Here is a 19,636-nt window from a genome sequence, read left to right on the forward strand (position 1 = left end):
GGCACTGTACCACACAGCGGTACAGTGTCCTATTACAGGACGGGGGAGTCGTCGTGGAGCATGGCTTTGCGGACGATTTTGATGGGAGCGAATCCCTGACGCATGAAGTTGTCGTGGAAGTCCTGGAGGTTGAAGGCTGTGCCTTGTTTTTTCATCATGTCGGCGCGGAGCTTCATGATTTGGAGCTTGCCGAGGGTGTAGTAGAGGTAGGTGGCGTCGGCGGTGCCGCGCTTGGTTTCGACGAGACCGACGGAGTGGGACTGATAGCCGTCGGTGACGAAGAAGTTGACGGCCTGGTCGATCGTCCACTGACCTCCGGGGGTGCCCAGGCCGGTGTGGAGCTTGATGGAGTTGACGAAGCGGGCGTCGCGGAGAAGGGCGTCCTGAATCTGGCCGAGGCGGATGAGTTTGGCTTCGCGCTCGTTCTGGGCGCCAGTGCCGGGTTGGCCGTACCCTTGGTCGAGCATCATCTGCTCGGTGTAGTGGGCCCAGCCTTCGATATTGGTGCTGGCGCCGAGGACCTTGCGAATGGTGGAGGGGAACTGCGGGGTCCAGAGGAACTGGATGTAGTGGCCGGGGTAGGCCTCGTGGACACTGGTGGAGATGATGGTGCCGACGTTGAACTCGGACATGTGTTCGGCGATGTGTTCGGGAGTCCAGGTTTTTTCAGGCAGCGTTACGTTGAAGTAGGCCTTGGTGGAGTGGGTCTCGAAGGGGCCGGGCGGGTCCATGGAGGCCGAGGTGGTGGCGCGCTCGAAGGGCGGGGTCTCCTCTAAGGTGGGCTCGACCTTGGAGGGGATGGTGATGATGTGGTGGGTGTTGATGAAGTCGATGAGGCTGGAGAAAGTGTCGTTGAAGGTGCTGAGGAGCTTGTCGGGTGCGGGGTGGATGGTGGCTAGTTCGGCGAGGACTTGTTGCGGAGTTTTGGTGGGGTCGACTTCTTTGGCTACGCGGGCGAACTCGGCCTGGTTTTTGTGCAGGTCGGCGTAGGCGATCTCGAGGAGGTGATCGAGGGGGATGTCGACCATCTCGTCGTAGCTGAGTTTTTTGGCGAAGGTGTCGGCGCCGAACTTGAAGTCGCCGTTGGAGCGGGGGAGGAGATCGGATTTGAGCCAGGCCTCGTAGGATTTGAGAGCTTCGATGACAGCGGCGTTCGATTTGGCGAAGGCGGCCTTGGTGTCGGGGTCGGTGGCATCAGTGAATGCGGAGGGGACGTCGTTCTGGAAGAAGCTTATGTCGCCGTCGAGTTGTTCCAGGGCTATTTCGGTGTAGATGTGCGGAGGGTTTTTGAGATTTTTGCGAGCTTCGAGGAGGACCTGCGGCATCTGGTTTTCGCGGGCTATGAGGGATTTGAGGCGTGTGTCGGCTGAGGCGTAGGGCCGCTCCATGATGACGAAAGCGGAGGCGGTGATGCCGGTGGAGTAGTTGTCGGGATTCTTCTCCCAGGGGCGGATGACCTCGAGGGTGAGGAGGGTGCTGCGGATGTTGTTGAGGAGGATGGCGCGGTCGCCGGCTACGGAAGCGTCGAGTGCGGAGGGGTCGATGGCTTCGACTTTCTTCTCGTAGGTGTGCAGAGCGGCGATTTGTTTCTGGATGTTGGCGGCGGAGTAGTCTTCGAGCTTGTCGTCGTACTGATGGAGGCCCGCGGAGGTGCCGGCGGTGGGGCCGAAGTGGAAGTAGACGTCGGAGAAGTACTGATCGGCGAGGTAGTTGAAGGTCTGGCCGCCGCCGTCGGCCGAGAGGTGCTGGGCGTGGGCGGGCCGCATGGGGAGGAGGGCGAGAGCGGCGACGAAGAGGGCTTTGGAGGCGAAGATGCGGCTGGTCATGAGGTGCGACCAGTTTACGGCAGAGTGAGGATGAATGGGCCGTGATCCTGGACGGGCGGGGACGGGAGGCCCGCCGGGATGACGTCGTAGTGGGCCATGACGCTGCCGATGTCGGCGAGATTGGGTGGGTCTTCGGCTTTGAGGATGCGGGAGAGCTCGTGGAAGTACTCGGGACCGAGGAGGCCGGGGGTGAGCAGGCAGATGATGCGGGCGGTTTGTTGCTGATCGTTGAGGTAGGAGTGTACGGTGCCGCGCGGAATGTAGAGATGCTGTCCGGGATGGAGGGTGATTTTGCGCTGGTCGACGATCCAGGTCGTGATGCCGTTCATCGCAAAGACCGTCTCTTCGGATTCGCGGTGAAGGTGGGGGATGTTGAGGTGAGCGTGAGGTGGGATGAGGAGCTCGAAGACGTCCGCGGCGCCCTGGGTCTCATGGCGGCTCTGAAGGAAGGTGATGGTGAGTTTACCGATCTGGATGGGCTGATGCATAAGACCCTTTCCCGTCTCGATACGAGGAGGACGGCTTCGGTGACTGCTTATTAGGACACCGAGTGGAGGAAAAGGTTACGGAGAGTAGTGAGGAGCTGCGTTCAGGGCGCTACGGTAGAGTGTATTCGAAGTCGTAGGAGTGTTTGCCGTCGACGATGTTGATGGACATTGCGCCGGCGAGGCCGATGAGCTGGCCGGTACCGGAGTCGGGGACCACGGTGACGCTGAGTGTGGGGGTGCCGCGCATCATGGTGCCGGTGTGCTGAAGGAAGAAGGTGCCGGTGTGGCCTTTGAGGGTGCCGGTGACGATCTCGAGGGCGACGTAGCCTCCTGAAGAGCCTTTGGCTCCGGAGCCTACGGCGAGCATGGTGCCTTTGCTGGTGGCTTCAAGGTCGCCGTGGAAGTGCTTGTCGATGAGCATGCGGGCGATAGAGGGCGAGCCTGCTGTTGCGTCGGCGGGCTGCGGGGCTATCTTTACGTCGAAGGAGCCGGTGGCGTGTTGGGTGGCCTCGGCTGCTTTACTCGCCTGGGGATTGGCTCCAGGAGTTACGGTGAGGGCGAGGGTCAGGCACAAGAGGAGGGTCTTCATGTTGCGGCCATCATCGGCTATTGGTGTGAGTGAGTCAATGAGGTGTGGGGTGGCTTTGCGGCTGAAAGGTTCGCACGGTTGTGGCGCGCTGAGTGCTTCGGGATCCTTCGCTGCGCTCAGGATGACAGCAGAGACAGCAACAGCAACGGCAACGGCAACAGCAACGGCAAAGGCAAAGGCAAAGGCAAAGGCAAAGGCAAAGGCACAAACGGATCTTCGCGTGCTTAGAGGACGAGTGCGGAGACTAGTTGGGGAGGGTAGTGTCGAGGGCGTCGAGGAGGGCGCGGGTTTCGGAGAGGACTTCTTCGGATTTTGCGGAGGGGAGGGGCCAGCGGAGGGTTCCCTGGGGGGTGAACTGGGCGCCGCGTTTGGTGTTGCGGCTGACCAGCTTCATCAACGTGGCGGGGTCTACGGTTTTGTTGTTGCCGTTGGTGAAGTGGGAGGGGTCGGCGTTGACGGCGGCGAATTTTACGTGGAGCATCTCGACGAAGGTCTTGATGGGTTGGGCTTTTCCTCCGCCGCGGGCGCTATTGCCGTTGGGGTTGGGAAGTTCGACTTGCGTGCGCTTGCGGTCGAGCTGGGAGATGCCGAGTTGCTCGCACTGGAGGCGGATTTCGCCTGCGGCGAGGAGATTCAAGACTGTTTCTGGTGGTGTGCCGTAGCGGTCTTGTAGTTCGGCGCGGACGTCGGCGAGGTCGGCTTGCGTTTGTGCGCCGGCGATGCGCTTGTACATGCGGAGGCGCTGGTTCTCTTCGGGGATGTAGTCGGAGTCGATGCGGACAGAGATGCCGAGGTTGATGACGGTGTTGGCGTGGGCGGGTTTTTCTTCTTCGCCCTTCATCTTGCGGACGGCTTCCTCGAGCATGGTGGTGTACATCTCGAAGCCGATGGCTTCGATGTGGCCTGACTGTTCGCCGCCGAGCATGTTGCCTGCGCCGCGGAGTTCGAGGTCGAGGGCGGCTATTTTGAAGCCTGCGCCCAGGTCGGAGAATTCTTTTAACGCGGCGAGGCGGCGGCGGGCTACTTCGGTGAGTTCGGTTTCGGGTGGGATGAGGAGATAGCTGTAGGCGCGGCGGTTGCTTCGGCCAACGCGGCCGCGGAGTTGATAGAGCTCGCTGAGTCCGTGGCGGTCGGCGCGGTTGATGATGATGGTGTTGGCGAGGGGGATGTCGAGGCCGTTTTCGATGATGCTGGTGGCGACGAGGACGTCGTACTCGTGGTTCATGAAGGCGAGCATGACGCGCTCGAGCTCGGCTTCGGGAAGCTGGCCGTGGCCGATGACGATGCGGGCTTGCGGGACCAGTTCGCGGATCTTGGATGCTAGTTCGTAGATGGTTTCTACGCGGTTGTGGACGAAGTAGACCTGGCCGCCGCGCTCGAGCTCCATCTCGACTGCGGTACGGATGAGTTTTTCGTCGAACTTGGCGACGATGGTCTGGATGGCCATGCGGTCTTTGGGTGGGGTCTCGATGACGGACATATCACGTAACCCAATCAGTGACATATGCAGGGTGCGCGGGATGGGCGTGGCGGACATGGAGAGCACGTCGATCGCGGCGCGCATCTGCTTGAGGCGCTCTTTGTGGCGGACTCCGAAGCGTTGCTCTTCATCGACGACGAGGAGGCCGAGGTCCTGGAACTTCAGGTCTTTGGAGAGGATGGCGTGGGTGCCGATGAGGATGTCGATCTTGCCGGCTTCGGCTTTTTCGAGGATGATCTTTTTTTCTTTGGCGGTACGGAAGCGGGAGATCATCTCGATGTTGACGGGGAAGTTGGCGAAGCGTTTTTTGAAGGACTCGAAGTGCTGGAAGCTGAGCACGGTTGTGGGCGTGAGGACTGCTACTTGTTTGGAGTCCTGCACGGCTTTGAAGGCGGCTCGCATGGCGACTTCAGTTTTGCCGTAGCCGACGTCGCCGCAGAGGAGTCGGTCCATGGGGCGAGTTGACTCCATGTCGGCCTTGATGTCGGCGATGGCGGTGAGCTGATCGTCGGTTTCGTTGAAGTCGAAGGCATCTTCGAACTCGTGCTGCATGTTGGTGTCGGGGGAGAAGGGTGTGCCGACGGCGGCCTGACGCTGCGCATAGAGCTTGAGTAGCTCGGCGGTCATGTCGGCCATCGCTTTTTTTACGCGGGCTTTGGTCTTCTGCCAGGCTTGCGTGCCGAGTTTGTTTAATTCTGGCGGTGGGCCGGTTTCGCTGGAGCGGTACTTCTGGATGAGGTCGAGGCGCGTGAGAGGGACGTAGAGTTTTGCTTCGTCGGCGAACTCGAGGATCATGAGTTCGAGCGGCGGGGCGTCGTTCTCTTCGATGACGCGGAGGCCGCAGTAGCGGGAGATGCCGTGTTCGACGTGGACTACGTAGTCGCCTACGGCGAGGTCGCGGAAGTCGGAGATGAAGGCGGCGGCTTTGGATTTGCCGCGGCGGACCGGGCGGGCGGTTACGTCGGCGTCGTCGGTGAGGTCTTGCGCGCCGAAGATGACGATCTGGCCATGGGCGGTGCCTTTGTCGAGGGCTCGTTCACGAAGTTCAAGGATCTGGACGCCTGCGGCGATGGGGGTTTTGACGATGACGGGCGTGCGGAGGTCGATGGTGTTGCCGCCGAGGTAGCTGGACTCGGTGTAGACGGTGGAGGAGCCCGGGCTCTCGTTGCGGGAGCCGAGGCGGTAGGGGAGTTGGTACTCCTGCAGGAGGCCGGCGAGGCGCTCGACTTCGCCTTGATTCGGGGCGGTGAGGAGGATGCGGGCTTCCTGTTTGATGAGGGAGTTGATGGCGTCGATCATGGCTGGGATGGAGCCGTGAAAGCGCATGGTGGGACGGGTGGCGAAGTCGACTTCGGAGAGGTCGCTGCGGTCGGCGTCGAGGATGTCGACTGCGCCGAGTTGGTCAAGCTCGATGCCGGAGAACTTGTGGAGGCGGTCGTCGAGATCCCAGGGGGAGAGGTAGATGTCTTCGGGACGGACGAGGTTGCCGATGCCGGAGCGCTCGTGGCGCTGCTCGATCTTGTTCCACCAGCGCTCGCCTTGATTTTTGATCATGGCCGGCTCTTCAAGGAAGACGCGCGGGGCGGTGGGGCTGCTGGCGCTGAGGAGGTCTAGGAGGGTGAGGTTGGCTCCGGCTACGGGGGCGAAGAACTCCCAGCCGGGGAAGATGGTGGCTTCTACACCCCGGCGATAAGAAGCATCGCCGGGGACCCCGTATTCACCGGTGCGGGTGCTGACGTGGGTGAGGAGTTCGGCTGGCTCTTCGCCGCCTTCGATTGCGGCTCCGGCTTTGCCTGCGCGGGTGAGGCGAGCGTTGATGGCGGTGAGGAGCTTGTCGGTGACTGGGGTTTCGGTGAGTGGGAGGAGGAGTGCGCTGTCGAGGGTGGAGGCGGAGCGTTGGGTGTCGGGGTCGAAGCGGCGGATGGATTCGATCTCGTCGCCGAAGAAGTCGACGCGGACGGGGCGGTCCATCTCGGGGGAGTAGATGTCGAGGATGCCGCCGCGGAGGGTGACCTGGCCGGGCATCTCGACTACGTCGACTTTGGTGTAACCGACGGAGAGGAGGTGCTCGACGAGCATGTCGGGCATGTACTCTTCGCCGACTTTGAGGTGGAGGGTGAGGGCGCGGTAGTAGTCGCGGGGGAAGAGACGCATGCAGGCGGCTTCGACTGGGGCGATGACGAGGCGGGCCTGATTGGTTGCGATCTTCCAGAGGGTGGCGGCGCGGGTCTCTTGAATTTCGGGGTGGGGCGAGAGGTTTTCGAAGGGGAGGACGTCATGTGCGGGAAGACGGAGGACGGATTCGGGCGCGAGGGCACCGGTGAGTTCGCAGGCGCTGATGACGGCGGCCTGGAGGGCTTCGGCGGCTTTGTTGTCGGCGACGATGATGACGCAGGGGGCCTGGGCGGCGCGGACGAAGAAGGGAAGATAGAGGGCGCGGGCGGTGAAGGTGAGTCCGGAGACACGTCTGCGCCCCGTGCCTCCGCTGAGGTGGCGGCGTACACGCTCAAAAGCTTCAGAGTGCTCCAGGTCTGCGAGGAGCTCGCGGACGAAGGGTAGGACCATGCTGAATTGAGTTTATCAAGTGGAGTTATCAGGCGGAGTCTGCACGGGTTTACTCCGCCGAGTGATTTGGAGTAGTATCTGGCACCCGCAGGGAAATAGAGCCTGCGCTGCTGCCCGATTTCGACAAGTTTTTCGGCTTCGGACAGAGATACTGCCGGAGGATGGACATGAATACTTTGAGGAAGCGGTATCTTTTTGCGCTTTTAGCGGTGGTGCTTCCACTGATTGCGGGATGCACTCGTCACAGCAAGAGTGAGCAGTACTATCTGATCGCTACGAATACAGCGGTTCCTTATTGGAAGGCGGCCGCAACGGGATTTGCAGCCGCGGGCGCGCAGTATGGCGTTTCAGTCGATACGCGCGGGCCGGCGGGGCTAAACGCGCAGGCCGAGGTGGATGAGTTCAAGGCGATGGTAGCGAGGAAGCCTGCGGGCATTCTTGTGTCGGTAGCGAACTCGCAGTTGATGGCGCCGGAGATCGATGCGGCGATTGCGGCGGGTATTCCGGTGATTACGATTGACTCGGATTCGCCGGAGAGCAAGCGGTTGTACTTTATCGGGACGAATAATCTGGAGGCTGGACGGCTGGGCGGACGACGCGTTGCCGCGGTGCTGAACGGTAAGGGGAATGTCGTGTTCTTTACGAATCCGGGGCAGCCGAATCTGGATGAGCGGTTGAAGGGCTATATGGATATCTTCGCGGGATATCCGGGAATCAAAGTTGTGGAGACGTTCGATATCAAGGCGGATCCGGGTACGGCGCTGGATAAGGCGGGAGAGTACCTTGAGCGGAAGGCGCCAGCGAGGGTCGATGCTTTCATTTGTCTGGATTCGCGGTCGGGTGCGAATGTGGCGGAGGCTTTCAAGCGGCGGAATGCTACGGACCGCCTGCTGATTGCGATGGATGTGGACTCGGACACGCTGAAGCTGGTGGGCGATGGGACGATTGATTCGACGATCTCGCAGAAGCCGTACACGATGGCGTTTCTGGGATTGAAGGCGCTGGACGATATCCATCACTATCCAGTGAAGCCGCTGGACGGCGACTTTGGGCTGGATCCTTACTCTCCGTTTCCGGCTTTCGTGAATACGGGGGTTGCCCTGGTGGATAAGACGAATCTGAGCGCGGTCATGAAGAAGCAGAGGGAGGCGAATCAGTAGGTCTGGCCGCTCTGCGGATGGAACAGTTGTTCAAGATTTTGAGTAGTGTCGGGCTCCTCTCCCCAAGAACTTGTCAGGAAGTGACCTGTACCGGTACCGATTTCGATGATCTTCGGTTCGGACAGAAGTTTTGCCAGAGGATGACGATGAACTCTTTTATGAGGCGATCTCTTTTCCTGCTTTTGGCTATGTTTCTTCCAGTGCTGGCGGGATGCACCCGACACAGCAAAGACGAGCACTATTACCTGATTGCTACCAACATCAACCTGCCCTACTGGAAGGCGGCTAATGCAGGGTTCCAGAAGGCGGCGGCTGAGTATGGGGTGTCGTCGGAGATGCGCGGGACCACTACGTTCGATCCGCAGGGCGAGGTGACGGAGTTTCGCACGGTGGTGGCGCGCAAGCCTGCGGGGATCCTGGTGTCGGTGGCGAATGCGCAGTTGATGACGCCGGAGATTAATGCTGCGCTGGCAGCGGGGATTCCGGTGATTACGATGGACTCCGATGCTCCGGCGAGCGGGCGGCCGTATTTTATTGGGACGAATAATCTGCAGGCGGGGCGACTGGGTGGACAGCGGGTTGCGGCTAAGCTGAATGGCAAGGGGAATGTGGCGTTCTTTTCGATTCCGGGACAGCCGAACATCGATGAGCGGTTGAAGGGGTATAAAGACGCGCTGTCGCACTATCCGGGGATCAAGGTGGTTGATGTGTTCGATATGAAGGGCGACTCGGGTCTGGCGATGGATCAGACGCGGGATTATCTGTCGCGAACGGGTGCGAACAGGATTGATGCGATTGTTTGCGTGGAGGCGGCTTCAGGCAGGGATGTGGCGGAGGCGTTTCGACGGGCGAATGTGAAGGATCGTGTGCTGGTCGCGATGGATACGGATCAGACAGTGCTGCAAGGGGTAAAGGATGGGACGATCGATTCGACCATCTCGCAGAAGCCTTTTACGATGGCGATGGTGGGGCTGAAGGCGCTGGACGATATTCATCACTATCCGCTGAAGCCGTTGGCGCAGGACTACTCGCTGGATTCGTTTTCGCCGGTTGCTATGTTTATCGATACCGGGGTTGCGCTGATCGACAAGAATAATGTGGATGCGATGCTGAACATCGGTGAGGATAAGGCGCCGTAGCCAGTTGAAACGAGAGGGTTGGCGGTTTGAGCAGCAGCAGATCCTTCGACTTGTCCTTCCGCGATGAAACTGCGAGAGGCGTAGTCGAAGGATGACAGTTAATCTTTATAAGAATCACTTGCAGACGATGGATGCTACGAAAGCAGACCCCAGGGGCTAAAGCCCTCGTCTTTGGCGGGTTTGATTGCCAAGGCTAAAGCCTTGGCCTACCCAGAAGCAAAAGCTATTCTTACCGATCTTCCCAAATAACAACTTAATCAGAGGTTCCTTAGAGCGTTACTACGATCTTTCCTATCTGCGCGTTTGATTCCATGTAGCGATGGGCTTCGACGATCTGGGCGAAGGGGAAGGTTCTGTCGATGCGGGGCTTGAATTTGCCGGCGACTATGTTGTCGAAGACGTACTTCTTCGCATCCTGAGATTTGATGGGGTCGGCGAGGATGTCGCGCAGGGTATAGCCCTGGATGATGAGACGCTTGGAGAGTGCGGTAAAGAGCGGGTAGGGGGTTGGCTCCATCGCCAGCGCGCCGTACTCGAAGATGGTGCCAAGAACAGCGGTGGCGTGGGCGAGGGCTTCGATGCCTTTGCCCCCGATGGGGTCGAAGACGAGGCGCGCGCCCTGGTTGGCAGTGATCTGGTTGACGCGGGCGACGAGGTCTTCTTCTTCGGTAACGATGACGTGATCGGCGCCGAGTGCTAAGAGCTCGGCTTTTTTGGCGGTGGTGCGCGTGGTGGCGATGCTGATGGCGCCTTCGGCTTTTGTGATCTCGATGGCGGCGATGCCTACACTGCTGCTGGCGGCGGTGATGATGACGTAGTCGCCCTTAGTGAGATGGCCGTAGTAGATGAGTGCGCCGTAGGCGGTGATGTACTGCATCCAGATGCTGGTGCCTTCTTCGAAGGAGAGCTTGGCGGGGTACTCGGCGACGGCGTGGATGGGGACGATGGCGACTTCGCCGTAGACGCCGTATTGATTGAGCGAGAAGGCTGGGGTGGTGCTTGCGGTCTTGCCGATCCAACTGGTGTCCACGCCATGGCCTACGGCTTCGACGATGCCGGAGGCCTCGTAGCCGTTGGTGGAGGGGAGAACGGGCGATTCGAGGTAGCGGTTGTGGAGGAACATGCTCTCGGCGCGGTTGAGGCCGATGGCTTTGACGCGGAGACGGACCTCGCCTTTGCCTGGTTCGGGGAGGGGGAGTTCATCGAACTGGAGGACTTCGGGGCCGCCGATCTTGTGGAAGCGGACGATCTTTACGGTTTTCGCGGTGTCGGGCATGTTCGGACTCCTTCTTGATTATGGATTTGGATGAGTGGAGGAGGAGAACGACTCGCGCGGGGGCTGGAATCGGTTGAGGAATGTTTTGAGGATTTTTTTAGGGAATGACAGTCAGGCTTTGGTGGAGTCTTCCTGTTTCGGATCTTCCTTCGGGTGGGGAGCGATGGCTTCGGCTTCGGCGTCGCCGCCGTAGATGACCTGGCCGTATTCGAGGAGGGTGACCATGCCGACGCCGCCACAGATGTTGCCGGCAACGGCGGGGAGGAGCCAGGTGAGATAGCTGGTCCAGGCGGCTTTGCCGATGAGGACGGCGGCGAGGATCTCGCCACTGGTGGCGATGCAGTGGGCGAAGTTGCCGAGGCCGACGACGAAGGTCAACATCCAGATGATCATGACGGAGCCGGTGATGGAGTGCGACCCGGAGACGAGCCATGCGACGGTGGCGATGATCCAGCCGCCCATGACGCCGCTCCAGAAGATGGTGGCGGCGGGGTTGTGGATGGCTTCGAGGCCGAGGGCGGCGAGGGCTTGCACGACGCTTGGATTGACGGCGTTGGTGAGGGCGGCGAGGGCGGCGAAGGTGAGAGCGCCGAGAACGTTCGCGGGAAGGACGGTGGCCCAGAGGCGGAGGGTCTTCCAGAAGTGCTTCTTTTCGGCGAGGACGAGAGCTACGGGGTAGAGGGTGTTTTCGGTGAAGAGCTGGGAGCGGCCGAGGATGACGACGATGAAGCCGAGGGGGTAGAACATCTTTCCGACGAAGAAGATGGTGTGGGTGGGGACGGTGCCGGGGGTGGTGAGCAGGGCGATGGCGATGGCGTTGCCGAGGGCGGAGAGGCCCATGAAGATCCCGCCGGCGAGTCCGGAGATGGCGAGAGAGATGCTGGAGCGGCCGAGTTCTTGCCGGGCGTTGTTGGCGACCTGGTCGTAGATGTCCTGGGCGCTGGGGCGCTCGAGGTTTTTTTGCGCGTCCTGATTGGTGGGAGGAGCGGGCGGGTAGCGGCGGAGGCGGTAGGGCATAAGTGTGAGATGCAGATTGTGTCCTGCCGGACGGGCCTCCTACGCGGAGGGCGCCCACTTCGTGGGGTGTATACCGCTTCGGTTGGCGCTCCCGTTGGTCGCGAACGATATTTCTTCCGAGCATCGCGAGGACCTAGGCTGCCAATCCTGCCGAGACCGGTACACGCGTCACGAAGTGACCGCCTCCCGCGCAGGGAGCCCGTCCGGCAGGACATCAGCTTTTATAATTTCGCTTATGGCGACTGCGTTGACACCGGATCAAGAGATAGAGGAGCTGCGGGATCAGCTTCGTCATCATGAGTATCTGTACTACGTCGAAGATGCGCCGGAGCTGACAGATGCGCAGTATGACGCGCTGATGAACCGGCTGAAGAAGCTCGAGACCCAGCATCCGGAGCTGGTGACGGCGGACTCGCCTTCGCAGCGCGTGGGCGGAAAGCCGAAGGAAGGTTTTGCGAAGATGCCGCACTCGCGGCCGATGCTGTCGCTGGATAACGCGTACAACGAGGAGGAGCTGCGGGCGTGGGATCAGCGGGTGCGGGATGCGCTGCCGAGTACGGAGGCGGTGCGGTATGTGTGCGAGTTGAAGCTGGATGGTCTGTCGCTGGCGCTGCAGTATGGGGCTGGATCTGGGCCTGAATCTGGGCCGGGATCTGACAGGGGCGGGGCTGCGCATCTGTTGCGGGGGCTGACGCGTGGGGATGGGTCGATCGGCGAGGATGTTACGAGCAATGTGCGGACGATCCGGTCGGTGCCGTTGAGCATTTCGGCGGCGAAGTTGAAGGCGGCGGGTTTGCCGCAGAGCTTCGAGGTGCGGGGCGAGGTGGTGTTGCCGCAGGCGGCGTTCGTGAAGCTGAACGAAGAGCGTGTGGCGGCGGGGCAGGCTCCCGCGGCGAATCCGCGGAATGCTGCGGCGGGGACGATACGGACGCTGGAGCCAAATATCGTGGCGCAGAGGCGGCTTGATTTTTATGCTTATTTTTTGTTAAAGGATGGGGAGTTTCTGTTGCCGCAGCAGTCGACTGCGCTGGAGGCTTTGAAGACGTCGGGTTTTCGCGTGAACAAGTATGCGAAGGCGCTGAAGAGTATCGATGAGGTGGCGAGGTTTATTGAGGATGCGGAGCCGCTGCGCGATTCGCTGGGGTATGAGATTGATGGCGTTGTGATCAAGGTGGATGCGACGGCGCAGCAGAGGCGGCTGGGGTTTACGGGGAAGGCTCCGCGGTGGGCGATTGCGTATAAGTTTGCGGCGCGGGCGGGGATTACGAAGCTGGAAGGTGTGTTGTTTCAGGTGGGGCGGACGGGGAAGGTGACTCCGGTGGCGGCGCTTGCTCCTGTGTTGATTGGGGGGACGACGGTGTCGCGGGCTACGCTGCACAATGCGGATGAGATTGCACGGCTGGGGGTTCGCATTGGGGATTTTGTGCAGGTGGAGCGGGGCGGGGATGTGATTCCGAAGATCGTAGAGGTGGTGGAGGATAAAGCGCATCCGCGAGGGGCGGAGGAGATTGTGTTTCCGAGGAGCTGCCCGGTTTGCGCGAGCGAACTGCAGCGAATCGAGGGCGAGGTTGATTGGCGATGCGTCAATAACTCTTGTCCGGCGCGGGTTCGGGAGGAGTTGCTGCATTGGTCGGCGCGTGGGGTGATGAACATTGAGGGGCTGGGTGATGCGATGGTGGCGCAGCTGCTTGGCCAGAGTGCGGAGCTGGGTGGCGATGGAGAGGTGGTGACGGAGGCGGGTGCGCCGGTCGTGGTGCGTAAGCCGCTGATCCATACGATTGGTGACTTGTATCGGCTGAAGCGCGAGGATCTGCTGGGGCTGGAGCGAGTGGGCGAGAAGACGGCGGATGCGCTGCTGGAAGAGATTAAACGGTCGAAGAAGGCGGGGCTGGCGCGCGTGCTGCTGGGGCTGGGGATTCGGTTTGTGGGTGAGCGGACGGCGCAACTGCTGGCGGAGCACTTCGGCTCGATGGATGAGTTGATGATGGCGGCGAGTCAGGAGGCGGAGAAGGCGAGCGCGGCGTTAGAAGCGGTGAATGAGGTGGGACCGAAGGTGGCGCAGGCGATCGCGGAGTTCTTCGCGGTGGAGAAGAACAAGGATCTGGTGAAGGATCTTGCGGGGCTGGGGCTGGAGATGACGGCGGAGAAGCGGGTGACGACCTCTACGCTGGAGGGGCTGACGTTTGTGTTGACGGGGACGCTGCCGAATCTGACGCGGGAGTCGGCGAAGGAGAGGATCGAATCGGCGGGGGGGCGGGTGTCGGGGAGCGTGAGTAAGAAGACGAGCTATGTGGTGGCGGGGGAGGAGGCGGGTTCGAAGCTGGATAAGGCGAACTCGCTGGGGGTGAAGGTGCTGGATGAGGCGGGGTTGCTGGAGTTGCTGGGGTAAGTGCTCGTCCTGCCGGACGGGCCCACTTCGCGTGGGGCGGTCACTTCGTGACTTGTATACCTTTTCTGGGTGGGATGAGCCTCGTTGGTCCTCCCTTTGGTCGGATGAGGATGCTCTCGGGCTGGCTGGTCTACTCGCTTCGCGAGACTATGCGTGGGGGCGATTGGTGCTTGGAGCCACGGGCTGGTCGGAGCTGGGGATGGCGGTGGGTTTTGGCTCGGAGGGGTTGGTGGTCTGGCGGGCGGCGTGGAAGCCGCAGGCCTTCATGGCGGCGACGGGTTCGGGGTTCTGCATGAAGATGTCCCAGACGAAGGCGCTGCGAAGATTTTCTGCCATGAGGACGCTGATGCCGAGGTCGATGCCGAGGACATCGGGATCGTACCAGTGGAGATCGGGGTGGAAGGCGTCGCAGAAGCCGTAGCGGCCCCAGGCGTCTTTGCCGAAGTTGTCTTTGAGGGCGCGGAGGACGCGGATGCAGTCGTGGGGGAGGAAGGGCAGCGAACCGGCGGCGGCGCAGGGGACGACGGATCCATCGACGGGACCCATGAGGGGAGGTCCACCCCAGGCGGCGTAGCCGTGCTCCCAGTCGGAGGCGGAGACGCCCCAGTAGTCGTCGGTGTAGCCGCGTTTGAGGCCGAGGCAGAAGGCTTTGTGGGCGCGGGTGGCGGTGATGGAGTTGGAGAAGTAGTTGGCGAAGGCGTCGCGTTTGCCGGCGAAGTCGAACCAGGCGTGGGAGAACTGGTGGATGAAGAGAGGATCGCGTCCGCTGATGTAGGAGTAGGGGCCGAAGGTCATAGGAGGGCGGGTGAAGGCGCTCCAGGAGTCGGCGGAGATGGGGTGGGTGGGCGAACCGATGGCGAGGAGGTAGATCATCATGAGCTCGGAGTAGTGGTCCCAGCGGGTGGAGATGAAGCCGGTCTCGGGATGCCAGCCCATGGAGAAGGTCTTGCCGCCGTTGAGCATCCAGGGCCAGTCGACGCGGTTGTAGAGCTGGGTGGCGAGGGCAGTGATTTCGTGATCGTTGAAGTAGGCGCGGGCGGTGAGGACGCCGCAGAGGAAGATGGCGGTGTCCATGGAGGACACTTCGACGTTGATGAGGGGGCGGCCGGTTTTGACGTCGCTGAAGTGAGAGAAGAAGCCGTGCTCGTGCGGCATCTTGTTGAGGTGAAAGTCAAGCGTGGTGAGGACCTGTTTTTTGATGCGAGCGGTGTCTTGATAGCCGCGCCTGTCGGAGATGCAGAGAGCGGTGAGACCGAAGCCGGTGGCTGCGATGCTTGAGGCAAAGTGAGTGTCGAACTCTCCGGTTGCGGTCTTGTTGGTGGCGCGGTCGAGGATCTGTCCTGTGGCTGGGTCGGCTTGTTCGGTGAAGTAGAGGCAGCCGGCGCGCTCCATCTCTTCGAGGAAGGCGAGGTCTTCGTCGGTGAGCAGGCGACTGTATGCGGGTGTTGCCGGGGCGGCGGCCTGCTGGGCTTCGAGCGGGGCTGCCGCAAAGCTGGACAGGATGGCTCCGCCGAGGAGTTTGGTCGCGCTGCGTCGCGTGATCTTAGGCGGAGTCGGGATGTTGAAGCTCATTCTGTCTATGGTACGTTCCTGCCGGGAGTGCAGACGTGTGTGACTATGTGAATCGTGCAAAAGTAACGCGGAGGTTGTAGAAGACGACCGGTTCCGAGGTCGTTCCTGGAGCGTACGGTCTCTGGGGTTTGATGCCGCGGCGGCGTGGGGCGATGCCGGCGCGATGGTCGAGATTCCGTTGGGGAGTATGTCGGAGCTCATAAGAGAGTCACAAAGGGTCGTAGTTGTGACAGACTGCATGAATGCGTGGACGCACAAAAAAATCTGCTGCGCCAGAGTTGAAGACGAAAGAGCATAAACCGGCGAGCCTGAAGGTGTTGTCCGGTCACCTTGGATTGTCGATGGCGGCTATCTCGCGGGTGCTGAGCGGGGCTCCTGCTGCGCGATCGATTCCGAAGGCGACGCAGGACCGGATCGTCAAGGCGGCCGAGGAGCTGAACTACCGGCCGAATCTGTTTGCACGGTCGCTGCGCAACCGGCGAAGTCAAACGGTTGGAGTGCTTGTACCGGAGGTGAGTGAGGGGTACGCGACCCTGGTGCTGAGCGGGATCGAACAGGAGCTGATGCAGGCGGATTATTTTTATTTTTTGATAAGCCATCATCATCGCGAGGAGATGATTCAGAGGAGCGAGCGGCTGTTTCGGGACCGGGCGGTGGAGGGGGTGATCGCGGTGGACACGCTGCTGCGGGACCGGTGGGCGATTCCGACGGTGACGGTGTCGGGGCATCACGAGCCAAAGGGTGTGACCAACATTGTGCTGAACCATCGGTTGGCGGCGGAGCTTGCGATCGATCACCTGAGCGGGCTGGGGCATCGACGGCTGGCGTTTATTAAGGGGCAGAGGTTCAGCTCGGATACGGAGTCGCGGTGGAGGGGAATTCGGCATGTGATGGAGAAGAGAGGGTTGAGGATTCTTCCGACTTTGGTGGCGCAGCTGGAGGGTGAGCAGCCGACGCATGAGCCAGGTTATCTGGCAACGCAGAAGCTGCTGGCGTGTGGGGAGAGCTTTACGGCGTTGTTTGCGTTCAATGATGTGTCGGCGATTGGGGCGATCAAGGCGCTGCGGGAGGCCGGGCTGCGGGTGCCGCAGGATGTTTCGGTGGTGGGGTTTGACGATGTGCAGTCGGCGGCGTTTCAGAATCCTGCGCTGACGACGGTGCGGCAGCCGTTGCGGACGATGGGAATGCTGGCGGCCCAGACGGTGCTGCTGCAGATTGGGGCGGCGGCTGGCGGGAATCACGCGCAGGAGATTGTGGTCGATCCGGAGCTGGTGGTGCGGGAGTCGACCTGCCCTCCTTCGGCGGGGAAGAGATAGCGGTGCGAGGCTAACTTTTTATTTCAGAAACTGTCCTGCCGGACGGGCCCACTACGCGTGGCGCGGGCGTTCGCACGCCTTTTTGGAGCTTCGCATGGTCTTCCCGTTGGTCGGAATCATCTTCTCTCGCGACCAACGGGAGCGCCAACCGAAGGGGTATACAAGTCACGAAGTGACCGCTGCCCGCGCAAGGCGTCCGTCCGTAAAGACAGTTTCTGGATAGATTCTCAGAGATGCGCTGGCTGGCCGCTTTCGGCTCAAATGGGGGGGAAGCAGAAAGCCTGTTTGTGATAGCATCCCTGCTCCTCGAGATAGCGGTCGCTGAAGGGGCTGAACTCGAGGTCCACTTTCCGTGGTCGATGTTTGTCGGAGACTGTTCGGATCGATAACCCATTCCGTGATGTTTATTTGTAACCGATGGAGATTTATCAGCTCTGATTTGAAGGAGAGTCTGACATGAAGGTCTATCTGGGAAACGACATTCGTAATGTGGCCGTGGTGGGCCACGCGCATAGTGGCAAGACGACCTTGATCAGCGCGATGCTGCATGCGGCGAAGATGACGGCGACCCGTGGCCGGATAGAGGATGGGTCGGCGGTGACGGCGTATGACGAAGAAGAGGTGGCGCGGCGGACGACGATGTCGAACGCGGTGGCGTTTGCAGAGTGGAGCGGTATCAAAATCAATCTGATTGATACGCCTGGATTTCATATGTTTGTGCATGAGACGCGCGCGGCGATGCTGCCGGTGGAGGTGGCTCTGGTGGTGGTGAACGCGCAGTGCGGGGCGGAGGCGGTCTCTGACCGCGTGTGGAAGTATGCTGCGGAGGTGACGCTGCCGCGTGTGATCGCGATTAACCAGGTGGATCATCCGAAGGCCGATAGCAGGATGGGTCGGCAGCGGATGATCGAGCAGTTGCAGGAGAAGTGGGGGCGGCAGGTGGTGCCGGTTCAGCTGCCGATTGTGGATCAGCATGGGTTTCATGGGGTGGTGGATCTGGTGACGATGAAGGCTTATCTGTATAAGCCGGATGGAGATGGGCGGGGCGAAGTTGGCGTGATTCCGGAGGTGTTGAAGGCGGATGCGAAGGCTGCGCATGAGGCTCTGGTGGAGCTTGTCGCCGAGGGGAAGGACGAGTTGATGGAGGAGTTCTTTCGCGAAGGAACGATTCCGGAGCAGCATCTGATCGTTGCGCTGCATGAGGCGATTCGCGAGGACAGAATCTTTCCTGTGCTGTATGTGAGCGGGTTGCGGAATGTTGGGACGGACCATCTTCTGGATTTTCTGAAGGTGTATGCGCCGGCGCCGACGGAGAGGGAGCCGGTGGCAACGCGCGGGATTCTGCACTCGGTTTCGAACGGCGTGAATGGGAGCGGCACGGGGGATCAGGACGAGATTGTGATGCGCAGGGTGGACGATAAAGAGCCGCTTGCGCTCTATGTGTACAAGACGATGACCGATCCGTTTGCGGGAAGGATCTCGTTCTTCAAGGTTGTCAGCGGAATGATGACGACGGACAAGACAGTGCAGAACTTTACGCGGCATGAGCCGGAGAGGCTGGCGCATCTTTCGATCATGCAGGGGCGGAAGGCGGTTGAGGTCTCGGAGCTGCATGCGGGAGATATTGGGGCGGTGGCGAAGCTTCGCGTGACTTTGACGGGAGATACGCTGGGCGACAAGGCTCATGAGGTTTATCTAGAGCCGGTGCCGATGCCGGAGCCGGCGATGACCTATGCGATTGAGCCGAAGTCTCGCGCGGATGAGGACAAGCTTGGGCCTGCGCTGCATAAGGTGATGGAAGAAGATCCGATGGTGAAGTTCTTCCGCGATCCGCAGACGAATGAGTTTCTGGTGGCCGGGGCGGGACAGCAGCATATTGAGGCGGTGGTTTCGAAGCTAAAGCGGCGGTACCACACGGATGTGATGCTGAAGGCTCCGAAGATACCGTACCGGGAGACGGTGCTGGGGCGGGCGGAGGCGCAGGGTCGGTATAAGAAACAGACCGGCGGACATGGGCAGTATGGAGACTGCAAGGTTCGCATGGAGGCGATGCCGCGGGGGAGTGGCGTGGTGTTTGGGAATGAGATCTTTGGCGGGGCGATTCCGCGGCAGTATGTTCCGGCGGTGGAGAAGGGGGTTCGGGAGTCGGCTGCGCGTGGATTTCTGGCGGGGTATCCGGTGGTGGATCTGAAGGTGACGGTGTTTGATGGCAGCTACCACGATGTGGACTCGAGCGAGATGTCGTTCAAGATGGCGGCTCGGCTGGCGTTTCGCAAGTGCATGGAGCAGGCGAAGCCGGTACTGCTGGAGCCGGTGATGCGAGTGGAGATTGAGGCACCGGAGGATTTTGCCGGGGCGTTGCTTGGCGATCTGAATGGGCGTCGCGGACGCGTGCAGGGGATGGAGAGCGGCGGCGCAGGGACGACGGTGCGGGCTGAGGTTCCGCTGGCGGAGATGTTGAGCTATGGGACGACGCTAACCTCAATTACGCAGGGGCGGGGGAGTTTTCGGATGGAGATGGACCACTATGAGGTGGTTCCGGCGTTGCTGGCGCAGAAGATTCTGGCGGCTTCGAAGCAGCCGGTTCATGATGATGGGGAGGAGTAAAGGCTGAAAGGTGCAGAGACGTCCTGCCGAACGGGCCGCTGCGCTCCGTCACCCCGCAAACGAAGACCTGTTTGCGGGGACCCCGATACGCGGTCACTTCGTGACTTGTATACCTTGTCTGGGTTGGTAAGCGGCTTGGTCCTCCCGTTGGTCGGGGAAGTTTGTGCTTCTGTATCTACAAAGAAAGGTTTGCGCGCGCTAATATAAAGATT

Annotated in this window: 12 protein-coding genes; 5 read left to right on the forward strand and 7 right to left on the reverse strand. The window is 60.9% G+C overall.

Annotated elements, in window-relative coordinates:
• Positions 1-32 precede the first annotated feature (32 nt).
• From HDF08_RS20850 to mfd, 4 genes are all read right to left on the reverse strand, one after another.
• Positions 33-1,826 carry a DUF885 domain-containing protein gene (locus tag HDF08_RS20850; protein ID WP_306459735.1) on the reverse strand — a complete coding sequence of 598 codons (1,794 nt, stop codon included), beginning with the start codon at positions 1,824-1,826 and terminating at the stop codon, positions 33-35.
• A 14-nt stretch (positions 1,827-1,840) separates the two neighbouring features.
• Entirely contained in the window at positions 1,841-2,314 is a 474-nt protein-coding gene (locus tag HDF08_RS20855) for a cupin domain-containing protein (protein WP_179640563.1), read from the reverse strand.
• A 109-nt stretch (positions 2,315-2,423) separates the two neighbouring features.
• A complete protein-coding gene (locus tag HDF08_RS20860; protein ID WP_179640564.1) occupies positions 2,424-2,903 on the reverse strand; it encodes a DUF3224 domain-containing protein in 480 nt (159 codons plus the stop codon).
• 244 nt (positions 2,904-3,147) lie between these two features.
• The gene (gene mfd / locus HDF08_RS20865) at positions 3,148-6,948 is read right to left on the reverse strand and encodes a transcription-repair coupling factor (RefSeq protein ID WP_179640565.1); all 3,801 of its coding nucleotides are present in this window, start codon (positions 6,946-6,948) and stop codon (positions 3,148-3,150) included.
• A 167-nt stretch (positions 6,949-7,115) separates the two neighbouring features.
• Here mfd and HDF08_RS20870 point away from each other — a divergent pair, with 167 nt between their 5' ends.
• Both HDF08_RS20870 and HDF08_RS20875 read left to right on the forward strand, forming a co-directional pair.
• The gene (locus HDF08_RS20870) at positions 7,116-8,108 is read left to right on the forward strand and encodes a substrate-binding domain-containing protein (RefSeq protein WP_179640566.1); all 993 of its coding nucleotides are present in this window, start codon (positions 7,116-7,118) and stop codon (positions 8,106-8,108) included.
• Between the two features lie 158 nt (positions 8,109-8,266).
• Positions 8,267-9,247, forward strand: coding sequence for a substrate-binding domain-containing protein (locus HDF08_RS20875; protein WP_179640567.1), 981 nt, complete (start codon positions 8,267-8,269; stop codon positions 9,245-9,247).
• Between the two features lie 268 nt (positions 9,248-9,515).
• Here the strand turns inward: HDF08_RS20875 and HDF08_RS20880 are convergent, their stop codons facing one another.
• Both HDF08_RS20880 and HDF08_RS20885 read right to left on the reverse strand, forming a co-directional pair.
• Complete coding sequence (locus tag HDF08_RS20880) at positions 9,516-10,523, reverse strand: zinc-dependent alcohol dehydrogenase family protein (protein WP_179640568.1); 1,008 nt, start codon at positions 10,521-10,523, stop codon at positions 9,516-9,518.
• A gap of 111 nt (positions 10,524-10,634) precedes the next feature.
• Positions 10,635-11,540 carry a formate/nitrite transporter family protein gene (locus HDF08_RS20885; RefSeq protein ID WP_179640569.1) on the reverse strand — a complete coding sequence of 302 codons (906 nt, stop codon included), beginning with the start codon at positions 11,538-11,540 and terminating at the stop codon, positions 10,635-10,637.
• 235 nt (positions 11,541-11,775) lie between these two features.
• On the opposite strand from HDF08_RS20885, the gene ligA reads away from it, so the two are divergent.
• Positions 11,776-13,929, forward strand: a complete 2,154-nt coding sequence (gene ligA, locus HDF08_RS20890) for an NAD-dependent DNA ligase LigA (protein WP_179640570.1) — start codon at positions 11,776-11,778, stop codon at positions 13,927-13,929.
• Positions 13,930-14,076: 147 nt separating this feature from the next.
• Here ligA and HDF08_RS20895 read toward each other — a convergent pair whose 3' ends face one another.
• Positions 14,077-15,501, reverse strand: a complete 1,425-nt coding sequence (locus HDF08_RS20895; RefSeq protein WP_179640571.1) for a glucoamylase family protein — start codon at positions 15,499-15,501, stop codon at positions 14,077-14,079.
• 242 nt (positions 15,502-15,743) lie between these two features.
• Here HDF08_RS20895 and HDF08_RS20900 point away from each other — a divergent pair, with 242 nt between their 5' ends.
• Both HDF08_RS20900 and fusA read left to right on the forward strand, forming a co-directional pair.
• The gene (locus HDF08_RS20900) at positions 15,744-16,817 is read left to right on the forward strand and encodes a LacI family DNA-binding transcriptional regulator (RefSeq protein ID WP_179640572.1); all 1,074 of its coding nucleotides are present in this window, start codon (positions 15,744-15,746) and stop codon (positions 16,815-16,817) included.
• Between the two features lie 456 nt (positions 16,818-17,273).
• Positions 17,274-19,424 (forward strand): elongation factor G, encoded by a 2,151-nt coding sequence (gene fusA / locus HDF08_RS20905; RefSeq protein ID WP_179640573.1) that lies wholly within the window; start codon positions 17,274-17,276, stop codon positions 19,422-19,424.
• Positions 19,425-19,636 lie beyond the last annotated feature (212 nt).

This window comes from Tunturiibacter empetritectus (assembly GCF_013410875.1).
Lineage (GTDB): Bacteria > Acidobacteriota > Terriglobia > Terriglobales > Acidobacteriaceae > Edaphobacter > Edaphobacter empetritectus.

Bases quoted from the DNA above. Each gene is read 5' to 3' on its own strand.
- HDF08_RS20860 (WP_179640564.1), bottom strand. From the start codon at position 2,903: ATGAAGACCCTCCTCTTGTGCCTGACCCTCGCCCTCACCGTAACTCCT.
- HDF08_RS20885 (WP_179640569.1), bottom strand. From the start codon at position 11,540: ATGCCCTACCGCCTCCGCCGCTACCCGCCCGCTCCTCCCACCAATCAG.
- fusA (WP_179640573.1), top strand. From the start codon at position 17,274: ATGAAGGTCTATCTGGGAAACGACATTCGTAATGTGGCCGTGGTGGGC.
- HDF08_RS20855 (WP_179640563.1), bottom strand. From the start codon at position 2,314: ATGCATCAGCCCATCCAGATCGGTAAACTCACCATCACCTTCCTTCAG.
- HDF08_RS20895 (WP_179640571.1), bottom strand. From the start codon at position 15,501: ATGAGCTTCAACATCCCGACTCCGCCTAAGATCACGCGACGCAGCGCG.
- HDF08_RS20870 (WP_179640566.1), top strand. From the start codon at position 7,116: ATGAATACTTTGAGGAAGCGGTATCTTTTTGCGCTTTTAGCGGTGGTG.
- HDF08_RS20880 (WP_179640568.1), bottom strand. From the start codon at position 10,523: ATGCCCGACACCGCGAAAACCGTAAAGATCGTCCGCTTCCACAAGATC.
- HDF08_RS20875 (WP_179640567.1), top strand. From the start codon at position 8,267: ATGAGGCGATCTCTTTTCCTGCTTTTGGCTATGTTTCTTCCAGTGCTG.
- mfd (WP_179640565.1), bottom strand. From the start codon at position 6,948: ATGGTCCTACCCTTCGTCCGCGAGCTCCTCGCAGACCTGGAGCACTCT.
- HDF08_RS20850 (WP_306459735.1), bottom strand. From the start codon at position 1,826: ATGACCAGCCGCATCTTCGCCTCCAAAGCCCTCTTCGTCGCCGCTCTC.
- ligA (WP_179640570.1), top strand. From the start codon at position 11,776: ATGGCGACTGCGTTGACACCGGATCAAGAGATAGAGGAGCTGCGGGAT.
- HDF08_RS20900 (WP_179640572.1), top strand. From the start codon at position 15,744: ATGCGTGGACGCACAAAAAAATCTGCTGCGCCAGAGTTGAAGACGAAA.